Origin of the sequence: Rhizobium sp. 007 (assembly GCF_015353075.1) — a bacterium.
GTDB lineage: Bacteria > Pseudomonadota > Alphaproteobacteria > Rhizobiales > Rhizobiaceae > Rhizobium.
In genome coordinates this window covers 258,898-269,974 of record NZ_CP064188.1, presented here as the reverse complement: position 1 = coordinate 269,974, position 11,077 = coordinate 258,898, and the positions used below count along the sequence as shown (strand labels likewise).

Sequence of the window (11,077 nt, the reverse complement as noted above, 5' to 3'; positions counted from 1 at the left end):
TCCGTACGGTCGTCATGATGATTGGCTTCGACCAATGTACGGTTCAAAGGTGATGCGTGCACAGTCCGATTGTGGCGACGCACTCCGGAAAAGGAAGATACATGCCGCTCTTGGTTCTGACCGGCGCGTCCGGTGTAGGAAATGGGTTCGCTCGGAGGTAATCGCGAAAGCAAGGTGCCACTCCAGTTCCGAACTATCGGCATCGCAGGCGTCCAGATGATGAGACGTTGGCCGGCTGCGGCGCCGTTGCGCGATCTGAACGCGCACTCATGCGCGCCGCGCGGCGTGGACGGTTCTTGCCCACTGGATTGTGATCCTTCTTCGCTGTACAGCGAGGAAGGTATTTTTGTTGCCGAGCCCATCCCTTTTAGGTGCAATTTTATGACAAGAAAAGTTTATCTGGCCGGTCCGGAGGTCTTCCTCCCAAACGCCCGTGAAATCCTCGACCGGAAGGCAGCACTTGCCCGTGAGGCGGGACTTCTCCCCCTCTCGCCCGGCGACCTGGAAATCCCGCACACGAACTCGAGGCGCGAGCGGGCCGCGGCGATCAACGCGGTGGACGAGAAGATGATGCTCCAGGCCGACGCGATCATCGCCAATCTGACGCCCTTTCGTGGCATTGCCGCCGATACCGGGACAGCCTTCGAACTCGGTTTTATGTGCGCAAGCGGTAAGCCTGTATTCGCCTACACGAATGTGGCCCGCGATCACAGCGGACGAGTGAGCGATCTTTATGGCGGGGCGGTCGCGTATGATGCTGAAGGTCGACTGCGTGACCCGAACGGGATTGCGATCGAGGATTTCGGCCTGGCCGACAATCTCATGCTGCACGCCGGAATTGAGCGGCGCGGTGGCGTCCTCATCATCGGAGACGCGGCGCGGGATGCGCTCTATACGGACCTTGCCGCGTTCAAGATGTGTCTTGCCGTCGCCGTTGAGAAGCTGGGCTAAAATGTTCAGATGGCTCTGGCTTTCACTGCTGCGATAGACATTCCAGCCCGCTTCCTAATTTCCAAAGCCGTCGGCCCCTCTCTCGGATTAACTCCACGCCTGCATCAATCCGGTGAGGACGGTCGTGCGGGACGCGTCTCTCTGTGTGGCGATTCATGATGCGAACGTTGCTTATGAAGCGGCGCAAGTTTCACTGGCAGTAGTGAAGAAGCCGTCGCACCAACTCCTGATCCTTGGCGTAGGGCGCTGCATGATGCCCCACTCCCCTTATGGTAGAGACTTATGCCGGCAGGAATTCCCGGGATCAGCAAACCAGAACCTATTAATGGCGCGATAGGGTAATCACCCTGCCGCGCTCTGGTGCTGGCAACAATATCTTGACCTCTATGCGGAGCGTCATTGCTCATAGAGATCGGCGCTACGATGCCCTCTTGGCAAATCTGACCGCGCCTCTCTCAGCGATGCCCTGCTTAACGCCGCTCAACGTGGCGACGAGAAGTGCAAGCGCGTCAGGCGGACTTCTGACGACCTCCTTCTATGTAGAGTTGATTGAATGTTCAGGGAAGACTATGCTGCACTGCAGCGTCAATCCTTTTGGGGGATGTGCAGATGTTGTCGGTCCTGACGAATGTGCAGCTCGAACGCGCGGCAGCCTTGCCGGCTAAATTCACCGACAATCCATTCCGCGCTGTAACGCTCGACGCCATACAGCGACGCAATGCTGTCCTGGATGCCGTTTTCTACGACGTCAACGCCGTCACGCACGAAGAGACGCCAGATCTTGCCTTCTGGCTTGCGCGGGAGGGAGCCATCATTCTCGTGCCGCCGACCGGCGAGGGCCGGCTGCGCGTGTTTCTAACGCCTCAGGACTATCTGCAGAAGGCGGCGCCGGTCGCCGCGCTGGCCGTTGCCGGTGTTGGCAGTTCCGCGCTTGGCGCGGCCGCATTCGCGCGTAATATAGCTGACGGGCTCGGCCAACCCGTGGCGGCCGTGGTTTCCGGCTATGGCATCGCTGACATCCTGACGGAAGCGCTCGGCGGTTTCTTCTGGTTCGGTGCGCTCAACAGCATACGGCATGTGTTCGAGCCGCTCGATGCCTTCACCAAGATGTTCTCCCGTACCGAACTGCTCGAGAACGGAAACTTGTGGACGCGGACGAGCAAGGATACGGAAACCGTGGTCGCGCTGCTTGAGGACGAGCGCTTCTTGCCTCGCGTTTTGGCCGGGCATTCCAAGGGCAACCTGGTCCTGTCAGAGGCGCTCTACGCGATCACCGAGGAGCGGCCCGACCTTGCGGAGAAGGTTTCGGCGCGGTCCCGGATCATCACAATCAGCGCGAAAGTCGGCGTGCCCTCCACCTTTAGGGATGTCATCGACGTCATGGGGGAATGGGATTGGTTCGGGGCGCTGAATTCCCGTCCCGACATTCCGGCCGATCTCGTGGTGCCGCGCGCTTGGCACAGCACCAATCCGGCGTTCCCGATGGGAATGGGGATCGACGTTTCGCAAGCCATCCGGCAGGCAATGTCGACTCGCGAAACGTCGCCGAAATTTGCGCGCGGGGCACGTCTTTCCGCGATCCTCGACGCGCCGCAACGCACGATCGCGGCGATGCGCTCAGCATAGCCGCGATCGGAAAAGGCTGATCGCGCCCGTTCGCAGCCCGAAAGTCGAAGAGGTTAGACCCAAGACCTGCATGCCGCATGGAGGAACAGCTGTTTTCATAGGAGGCCCTGAGCATGCCTTTAGAAGCGCGGATAGCGGATATCGATCTGGCGGCGTAGACGGCCGGGCGAACATATTATCCGTCCCCGACCGCATGGGAGGATGAAGTTCTCTACTTTCTCATGCTCGATTCCTGATCGCCTTATGATCTCGCAGATCGACCATTTGCAGGTCTGAGGTTACTTCGATTTCGGCATATCGCCTTGCGCGGTAGGTTTATCCGCAAGCGCAGCAAAGTCATCAGCCGCTTGCACGCCGATTTCAAAACCTTGCTGATAATCCAGATTACCGCCCGAGCGGACAACGGCAGATTCTGGCAATCCTGCTTCCTGCAACGCCTCAATGACGCCACGTTGTCGGCAACGGCTCGGAAGAAATGATCGCTACGATTTGCCGCGCTGTTCTGCGCCCATTCTCCGCCGTGGTCACCGTGGTCCGGTCAGCACGAGATCCAGCCGCTGGCCAATGGCGAAAAGACCGTCAAGGTAGCAATGACAAGGGGTCGAACAGCCTGATTTTTAAGCCAATTTGGCGCTTGACACTTTTTTAGGCGCTCCCTATGTTTTTTGAACCAAATGGTAAAAAAAGGGGAGCAAATCAATGACCAAAGACATCTTGATTTCACGCCGTGCAGTGATCGCATCGGGCATTGCCCTCGGGGTCAGCGGGTTCGCGCCGCTGGCAAGAGCGGCCCCGATGAAGGTTGCCGGCATTCATGCCTCGCCGGTCGAGAACGCTTGGAATTCCTGTCTGCATAAAGCCTTGCAGGATGCAGCCAAGGAAGGCGTCATCGAGTATGTTTTCTCCGAAGGAGTTTCCGGCACCGACTATCCGCGCGCCATGCGCGAATATGCCGAACAGGGCAACAAGTTGATCATCGGCGAGGCCTATGCCGTCGAAAAAGAAGCGCGGCAGGTGGCCGCCGACTATCCGGACACGGCTTTTGTGCTGGGGTCGAGCGGCGCTGAGGCCGGCGGCAATTTCGGCGTCTTCGGAACCTGGAACCATGACGGCGCCTATCTTGCCGGCATGCTGGCCGGCAAGATGACCAAATCCAATATCGTCGGTTCGGTCGGCGCGATTCCGATCCCCGAAGTCAACATGCTGATCAATGCCTTCGCGGAAGGCGTCAAGGCCGTCAATCCCGATGCAAAGCATCTGGTTTCTTTCATCGGCACCTTCTTCGATCCGCCGAAGGCCCGCGAAGCCGGCCTTGCCCAGATCGACGCCGGCGCCGACATTCTGTTCGGCGAGCGCATCGGCACAGCGGACGCCGCGAAGGAACGCGGCATCAAATCGGTGGGCTCGCTGATCGACTACACGCCGCGCTATCCGGACACCGTGTTCGCCAATGCCATGTGGTACTTCCGCCCGATCCTCAATGCGGCAATCGCCGATGTCGCAGCCGGCAAGCCGGTCGGCAAGAACTACACCCTTTATGGCCTGATGAAGGAAGGCGGCAGCGATATCGTCTTCGTCAAGGGGGTGGCACCGGCCGACGCCGAAGCTGCGATGGAAGCCAAGCGGGCGGAAATAAAGGCTGGCACCTTCGAAGTACCGAAGATGATGGACGAGCCGAAGTAATTCGACCGATGCGCCGTGACGCGACCGACCTGGCACAGGCGATCAGGAATGGCAGCCTGACCTCTGTCGAAGCGATGCAGGCCTCGCTTGCCTCGGCGGGGGACCATAAAACCCTCGGCACTATTGCTCATCTCGACGAAACGGTGGGCATGGCGTCGGCCGAAGCCGTGGATCAAGAACGGCGCTCGGAGCCGGGCCGCTTTGCTGCCCGGCCGTTTGCCGGCGTGCCGACGCTGGCGAAGGATCTGGGCGGGCCTTTCGAAGGCTTGCCGGTAACGGCCGGGTCCCGTCTCTTCGAAAGAGCGGGCAGCGAGCCGGATTCGGATCTCGCCAGCCGCTTCCGCGAAGCGGGTTTCTGCCTGTTCGGGGTGACGACAAGCCCGGAATTCGGCCTTTCGCTGGCGAGCGAACCGGCGGCTGGGCCGATCTGCCGCAACCCGCTCGATCCGGCGCGCACGCCCGGCGGTTCCTCCGGCGGCGCAGCGGCGGCGGTCGCAGCCGGCATTGTAGCGATTGCCCACGCAACGGATGCCGGCGGTTCCATCCGCGTGCCTGCGGCGTGCTGCGGTCTTGTCGGCCTGAAGCCAAGCCGCGGCGCCATGCCCGCCGGCCCATCGTTCGGCAATCATCTCGGCGGCATCGCCAGCGAACTTGCCGTCTGTCGCTCGGTGCGGGATACAGCGCTGATTTTCGACACGCTGCATGGTAAGGCAAAGGGGCCGTTCCCTGATCCGGAGACCGTGGCGGATAGAGGTGGCCGGTTGCGGGTCGGCCTGCTGGCAGAGACCGGCTCAAAATATCCGACGGATGGTAAGCGGCTCGAAGCAATCAAGGATGCTGCGCGCACGCTGGAGGCGGATGGACATCAGATCGTCCCGCTCGGCTGGGCCGAATTCGAGCAAAGCGTCGATGCCAGCGGTCGCGCGCTCGGCGACATCATCGCAGTCAATCTCGCATCCTTCATCGATACGCTCGAGCTCGATATTTCACGCGCTGAACCTTTGACCCAGGCATTCATTGAACGCGGGCATGCGCTCACGGGACCGACACTCTGGGCTTCGCTGAATGGCGCCGTGCACACCAGCCGCGCGCTTTGGATTATCTTCGACAGGGTCGATTGCCTGTTGATGCCGATGCTTGCGAAGGCGCCCCTTGCGATCGGGTCATTTCCGTTCGATCATGGCGATACCGAGCTGCAGCTTCAGCGGATGGCTGCTTTTGCTCCACTTGCCTCTCTCGCTAATATTTCAGGATTTCCGGCCTTGACCCTGCCCTTTGGAACCGATGCGGACGGCTTGCCCCTGCCGGTCCAGATCATGGCTCCGATGGGCCACGAGCCGCTTTTGCTGTCGCTCGCCGCACGATTGGAGGCCGAGGAACGCTGGCAGCATCGCTTTCCGGTGGCAGGGCTTGCAGCATGACAATTCCGGTTCTCGAAATCGAAGGCGTCAGCAAGCGCTTCGGCACCAATCTGGCCAATGACGACATCTCGCTGACGCTTGCCAAGGGCGAAATCGTAGCCCTGCTTGGCGAAAACGGCGCGGGCAAGACCACGCTGATGAGCATCCTCTTCGGTCATTATATGCCGGATGCCGGCCGGATTCTGATCGACGGTGCCGAACTCCCGCAGGGCAAGCCCCGCGCCGCGATCCGCGCCGGCGTCGGCATGGTGCACCAGCATTTCTCGCTGGCGCCCAATCTGACCGTTCTCGAAAACGTCATGACCGGTACGGAAAAGCTCTGGTCATGGCGTTCGGGCACATCCGCCGCGCGGAAAAAGCTTCTCGCCATTTCTGACCGCTTTGGCCTCAAGGTCGATCCGGACGCGCGTCTTGGAGACCTGTCGGTCGGCGAGCAGCAGCGCGTCGAGATCCTCAAGGCGCTCTATAGCGACGCCCGCATCCTGATCCTAGACGAGCCAACAGCGGTACTGACCAATATCGAGGCCGAAAAGCTATTCACAACGCTGAAGGAAATGGCCCGCCAGGGCCTGTCGCTGATCTTCATCTCCCACAAGCTCGATGAGGTGATGGCTGCGGCCGACCGTATCGTCGTCTTGCGCAGCGGCAAGATGGTTGCCGAACGCAGGGCATCCGAAACCAGCAAGGCCGAACTCGCCGAGCTGATGGTCGGCCGCCGCGTAACGCGGCCGGTACGCGAGCCATCGACGCCCGGCATGGTTGCGCTGGAGGCCACCGATGTCACGGTGAAGATCGACGGCGTCGAGCGGCTGAAGTCCGTCAGCTTCCATCTGCGCGAAGGCGAAATCCTCGGCATCATCGGTGTCTCGGGCAATGGCCAGGCGGCGCTGGCGCATCTTCTCTCCGGCACGCTCTCGCGCTCATCCGGCGACCTTCTGCTTTTCGGGGAACCGATCGGCAATCTCGGCGTCGGCGATGTCGTCAATGCCGGCATTGGCCGCATTCCGGAAGACCGCAACGAGGAAGGCCTGATCGGCGAAATGGCGATCTGGGAAAATACCGTGCTGGAGCGCATTTCCTCGCCGGCGTTTTCGCAACGTGGACTTGTGAACCGCAGGGCAGGCATGGCCTTTGCCAGGGAGATCATCGACCAATTCGATGTCCGCGGCGGTAGCCCTTTAAGCCGCGCACGGCTGCTTTCGGGCGGCAATATGCAAAAGCTTATCCTCGGCCGCAATCTGCACCGGCGGCCGCGCATCCTGATCGCCGCCCAGCCGGCGCGCGGCCTCGATGAAGGTGCCGTGGCAGCCGTACATGCGCGCCTTCTAGAGGCTCGCCGGCAAGGGACCGCTGTGCTTTTGATCTCGGAGGATCTGGACGAAGTGATCGCGCTTGCCGATCGCATCCAGGCGATCGTGGGCGGCAGGCTTTCGCCACCCGTCGAAGCGGAAGTCGCGAACGCACGCGAACTCGGACTGATGATGGCCGGCGAATGGCAGCAATCCCCAGGGGCCGATCATGCGGTTTGAGCGTCGCGAGCATCGTCCACTTTATCTCCTCGTCCTGACGCCGCTGCTCGCCGTGGTCGCAGCGCTGGCACTCTCCGGCATTTTGATCGCGATTGCCGGTGCACCGGTATTCGAGGCCTATTGGCGCATCCTAACGGGCGCCTTCGGCTCGCGGCTTTCGGCAACCGAGACATTGACGCGGGCCACGCCGCTGATGCTAACCGGGCTTGCCGCCGCCGTCGCCTTCCGGGCAAGGCTGTGGAACATCGGCGCCGAGGGTCAGTTCTATCTCGGTGCCATCGCGGTTGCCGCAGCGAGTGCCAAGCTGTTTGGCAATCTCCCCGCTCCGGCTCTTATTCCCTTGCTGCTGCTTGTCGGTGCCGTCGCGGGCATGGTCCTGATCCTCATTCCGCTGTGGCTGCGCCTGCGCTTTTCGGTCGATGAGGTCGTGACCAGTCTGCTCATGAACTTCGTCGCCCTGCTCTTCGTCTCGATGCTGATCGACGGGGTGCTCAAGGATCCGCTCGCTTTCGGCTGGCCGCAGTCGCAATCGGTCAGCGATCACGCCATGCTGCCGAAGCTGGTTGCCCGCTCCCGCCTGCATATCGGCCTTGCGATCGCGATTGCGCTGGCGATCATCGTCCATTTCATCCAGTCGCGCACCGTGTTCGGCATGCAATCGCGCGCCACCGGGCTCAATCCGTCCGGCGCTGTTTTCGCCGGCGTTCAGCTTGGCACAACGCTGGTGAAGGTCGCCTGCCTGTCGGGTGGGCTTGCGGGCCTCGCGGGGGCAATCGAGGTCATGGGCGTCAAGGGTTATGTGACGACCGACCTGTCGCCCGGTTTCGGCTATTCCGGCATCGTTGTCGCGATGCTTGCCAACCTCAATCCACTCGGCGTCGCCTTCGCCGCCATTTTCACGGCTATGATGTTCGTGGGCGCGGATGGCATGAGCCGTGGTCTCGGCATCCCGACCTATATCGCCGATGTCACGGTGGCGCTGTCGCTGCTGACGATGCTGATCGCATTGTTCTTCACCCAATACAGGATCCGGCGATGATGCAACTGTTCGACATCATCGCTTCCGCCGGGCTCTGGGCGGCAATCCTGCGGATCGCCACGCCGCTGATTTTTGGCACGCTCGGCGCACTCCTCTGTGAACGGGCTGGCGTGCTCAATCTCGGCATCGAAGGCATCATGACCATCGGCGCGATGATCGGCTGGCTTTCCGTCTATCACGGCGCCGATCTCTGGACCGGCCTGCTGATCGCTGCGGTGGTCGGCGGGGTCTTCGGCCTGCTGCATGCGGGCCTGACGGTATCGCTGGGCCTCTCCCAGCATGTCTCCGGTCTTGGCGTCACGCTATTTGCCTCCAGCTTCAGCTATTATGTCTTCCGGCTGATCGTGCCGCTTGCCAATACCCCACCCACCGTCGTGCCGTTCCAGCCGATCGCCATTCCTGGCCTCTCGACGCTGCCCTTCATCGGGCCGGCCTTCTTCACGCAGACGGCGCCGACCTATCTCGCGATCGCCATTGCCCTGCTGATGGCCTACATCATCTTCCGCACACCCGTCGGGCTTGCGATCCGCATGACCGGCGAAAATCCGCATGCGGCGGAAGCACAGGGTGTCAATCCGATGAAGGTACGCTACGGCGCAGTGGTTGCTGGAAGCGCGCTGATGGGAATGGGCGGCGCCTTCCTGACATTGTCGGCGTTCAACAGCTTCTTCCCCACCATGGTGCAGGGACGCGGCTGGATCTGCATCGCGCTCGTTGTCTTCGCCTCCTGGCGGCCGGGCCGCGCGCTGTTCGGTGCCCTGCTCTTCGCCTTTTTCGATGCCTTCCAGCTTCGGCTGCAAACCGCGCTGAGCGGGCTCGTGCCCTATCAGCTTTTTCTGATGACCCCCTATATTCTTTCCATCGCCGCGCTTGCGGTCATGGCCCGCCGTGCCCGCGTCCCGCAGGCGCTGATGCAACCCTATCGCCGCGGCGAACGTTGAAACCGCTCGCATCCAATGAGGCTCCGATGTTCGATCTGATCGTCAGAAATGCAAATCTCGCCGATGGCCGAACCAGCATCGACATCGGCATCCAGGGCGGCAGGATCATCGCTGTCGAGCGCAATCTCCAGGCGCAAGCGGGGGAAGAAATCGACGCAACCGGCCGGCTCGTCAGTCCTCCTTTCGTCGATCCGCATTTCCACATGGACGCCACCCTGTCGCTCGGACTGCCGCGCATGAACGTATCCGGCACCCTGCTCGAGGGCATCGCGCTCTGGGGAGAGTTGCGCCCGATCGTGACGAAGGAGGAACTGGTCGATCGTGCGCTGCGCTATTGCGATCTGGCGGTGACGCAGGGGCTGCTCTTCATCCGCAGTCATGTCGATACTAGCGATCCCAGACTGGTGACCGTGGAGGCGATGATCGAGGTTCGCGAAAAGGTCGCGCCCTATATCGATCTGCAGCTGGTCGCCTTCCCCCAGGACGGTTATTACCGCTCGCCGGGCGCGATCGACGCGCTCAACCGTGCCCTCGATATGGGGGTCGATATCGTCGGCGGCATTCCCCACTTCGAACGGACGATGGGCGAAGGTACGGCGTCGGTCGAAGCGCTCTGCCGTATCGCCGCCGATCGCGGCCTGCCGGTCGACATGCATTGCGACGAAACCGACGATCCGCTCTCGCGCCATATCGAGACGCTGGCCGCGGAAACCATCCGCTTCGGCCTGCAGGGACGCGTCGCCGGCTCGCATTTGACCTCGATGCACTCGATGGACAACTACTACGTCTCCAAGCTGATCCCGCTGATGGCGGAGGCGCGGATCAACGTGATCCCCAACCCCTTGATTAACATCATGCTGCAAGGCCGGCACGACACCTATCCGAAGCGCCGCGGCATGACCCGCGTGCGCGAATTGATGGATGCCGGCCTCAATGTCTCCTTCGGGCACGATTGCGTCATGGATCCCTGGTACTCGATGGGATCGGGCGACATGCTGGAGGTCGGCCACATGGCGATCCACGTCGCGCAGATGGCCGGCATCGAGGACAAGAAGAAGATCTTCCATGCACTGACGGACAACTCGGCAAAGACGATGGGCCTTGAAGGCTATGGCCTGGAAATCGGCTGCAACGCAGACCTCGTCATCCTCCAGGCGCAGGATACGCTGGAAGCGCTGCGGCTGAAGCCGAACCGGCTCGCGGTCATCCGGCGCGGCAAGGTCATCGGCCGTTCGGCACCACGCATCGGCGAGCTTTTCCTCGATGGGCGCCCTGCAAAGGTCGATGGCGGCCTGGATTACGCACCTCGCCATTGAAATGCGGGCCGGCACAATCAGACGCCGCGCTTGTTGCTCCAGAGCAAGACGTGCAGTTGCGGCCGAACACGGTCCTCGAGCCACCGTCCCCCCGTTACCTTGTCGCCCAGCCAGAGCATTCGGTCCATGATGGCGTCGATATCGAGCCTTGCATCGTCGTCATCGGGTGGCGGCGGGTGTGATTACCAGACTGGAGATCCGGAAGAGCCGCAGCGCGAGAATAGGCGTAGTCGCGGTGGTCCAAAACAACGCCTACCTCTTTCCGAACAGCGCAGGTGGCAGGATCTCCCGTTCGAACGTTACCCAGCGCCTCAACCTTGCGGTCGAGGTTGCAGCTCGGACAGTCCCGGGTCTGAAGAACAAGGCGATATCACCGCACACTTTCCGACACACGACTGCGATGCATCTCTTGCAGTCCGGTGTCGTCCTGACCGTGATTGCCCTATGGCTCGGCCATGAGGATCCGCGCACAACGCACATATACGTGTAAGCCGATCTTGCAATGAAGGAGGCGGCGCTCAACCGACTTCATCCGGTCGCTACCGCAAGCGCGCGGCACCGGCCACCAGAT

9 protein-coding genes and 3 pseudogenes are annotated in these 11,077 nt (G+C 61.6%); 10 read left to right on the top strand and 2 right to left on the bottom strand.

The genetic code is table 11. The annotated features are described in order from the left end of the window. The first annotated feature begins 381 nt into the window (after nucleotides 1–381). The 3 genes and pseudogenes from ISN39_RS22265 (at nucleotide 382) to ISN39_RS22255 (ending at nucleotide 2,577) form a co-directional block, all read left to right on the top strand. On the top strand, nucleotides 382–951 hold the full coding sequence (locus ISN39_RS22265) for a nucleoside 2-deoxyribosyltransferase (RefSeq protein WP_194731875.1): 570 nt from the start codon (nucleotides 382–384) through the stop codon (nucleotides 949–951). 9 nt (nucleotides 952–960) lie between these two features. Next, nucleotides 961–1,141: pseudogene (locus ISN39_RS22260) on the top strand (transposase); the annotation flags it as partial. Between the two features lie 419 nt (nucleotides 1,142–1,560). Then, nucleotides 1,561–2,577: a hypothetical protein gene (locus tag ISN39_RS22255; RefSeq protein ID WP_246763383.1), complete on the top strand. Its 1,017-nt coding sequence runs from the start codon at nucleotides 1,561–1,563 to the stop codon at nucleotides 2,575–2,577. Between the two features lie 305 nt (nucleotides 2,578–2,882). Here the strand turns inward: ISN39_RS22255 and ISN39_RS22250 are convergent. Continuing rightward, nucleotides 2,883–3,026: pseudogene (locus ISN39_RS22250) on the bottom strand (LacI family transcriptional regulator); the annotation flags it as partial. 250 nt (nucleotides 3,027–3,276) lie between these two features. Here ISN39_RS22250 and ISN39_RS22245 point away from each other — a divergent pair. Genes ISN39_RS22245 through ISN39_RS22220 form a run of 6 tightly spaced genes read left to right on the top strand, consistent with a single transcriptional unit; the run spans nucleotide 3,277 to nucleotide 10,506 of the window. Next, nucleotides 3,277–4,260: a BMP family protein gene (locus tag ISN39_RS22245; RefSeq protein WP_194730470.1), complete on the top strand. Its 984-nt coding sequence runs from the start codon at nucleotides 3,277–3,279 to the stop codon at nucleotides 4,258–4,260. An 8-nt stretch (nucleotides 4,261–4,268) separates the two neighbouring features. Further along, nucleotides 4,269–5,681, top strand: coding sequence for an amidase (locus ISN39_RS22240; protein ID WP_194730469.1), 1,413 nt, complete (start codon nucleotides 4,269–4,271; stop codon nucleotides 5,679–5,681). Next, entirely contained in the window at nucleotides 5,678–7,210 is a 1,533-nt protein-coding gene (locus ISN39_RS22235) for an ABC transporter ATP-binding protein (RefSeq protein WP_194730468.1), read from the top strand. The genes ISN39_RS22240 and ISN39_RS22235 overlap by 4 nt, the downstream gene beginning before the upstream one ends. Then, a complete protein-coding gene (locus ISN39_RS22230) occupies nucleotides 7,200–8,249 on the top strand; it encodes an ABC transporter permease (protein WP_194730467.1) in 1,050 nt (349 codons plus the stop codon). The genes ISN39_RS22235 and ISN39_RS22230 overlap by 11 nt, the downstream gene beginning before the upstream one ends. Further along, a complete protein-coding gene (locus tag ISN39_RS22225; RefSeq protein ID WP_183931084.1) occupies nucleotides 8,246–9,190 on the top strand; it encodes an ABC transporter permease in 945 nt (314 codons plus the stop codon). The genes ISN39_RS22230 and ISN39_RS22225 overlap by 4 nt, the downstream gene beginning before the upstream one ends. 26 nt (nucleotides 9,191–9,216) lie before the next feature. Beyond that, complete coding sequence (locus ISN39_RS22220) at nucleotides 9,217–10,506, top strand: amidohydrolase family protein (RefSeq protein ID WP_194730466.1); 1,290 nt, start codon at nucleotides 9,217–9,219, stop codon at nucleotides 10,504–10,506. Between the two features lie 17 nt (nucleotides 10,507–10,523). Here ISN39_RS22220 and ISN39_RS36590 read toward each other — a convergent pair. Continuing rightward, a pseudogene (locus ISN39_RS36590) lies at nucleotides 10,524–10,765 on the bottom strand (7-carboxy-7-deazaguanine synthase QueE); the annotation flags it as partial. Between ISN39_RS36590 and ISN39_RS36585 the strand changes: the two are divergent. Next, nucleotides 10,685–10,996 (top strand): tyrosine-type recombinase/integrase, encoded by a 312-nt coding sequence (locus ISN39_RS36585; RefSeq protein ID WP_348651998.1) that lies wholly within the window; start codon nucleotides 10,685–10,687, stop codon nucleotides 10,994–10,996. The pseudogene ISN39_RS36590 and the gene ISN39_RS36585 overlap by 81 nt on opposite strands. Nucleotides 10,997–11,077 lie beyond the last annotated feature (81 nt).

Coding starts and splice junctions, on each gene's coding strand:
- ISN39_RS22265 (WP_194731875.1), top strand. CDS start 382: ATGACAAGAAAAGTTTATCTGGCCGGTCCGGAGGTCTTCCTCCCAAAC.
- ISN39_RS22255 (WP_246763383.1), top strand. CDS start 1,561: ATGTTGTCGGTCCTGACGAATGTGCAGCTCGAACGCGCGGCAGCCTTG.
- ISN39_RS22245 (WP_194730470.1), top strand. CDS start 3,277: ATGACCAAAGACATCTTGATTTCACGCCGTGCAGTGATCGCATCGGGC.
- ISN39_RS22240 (WP_194730469.1), top strand. CDS start 4,269: ATGCGCCGTGACGCGACCGACCTGGCACAGGCGATCAGGAATGGCAGC.
- ISN39_RS22235 (WP_194730468.1), top strand. CDS start 5,678: ATGACAATTCCGGTTCTCGAAATCGAAGGCGTCAGCAAGCGCTTCGGC.
- ISN39_RS22230 (WP_194730467.1), top strand. CDS start 7,200: ATGCGGTTTGAGCGTCGCGAGCATCGTCCACTTTATCTCCTCGTCCTG.
- ISN39_RS22225 (WP_183931084.1), top strand. CDS start 8,246: ATGATGCAACTGTTCGACATCATCGCTTCCGCCGGGCTCTGGGCGGCA.
- ISN39_RS22220 (WP_194730466.1), top strand. CDS start 9,217: ATGTTCGATCTGATCGTCAGAAATGCAAATCTCGCCGATGGCCGAACC.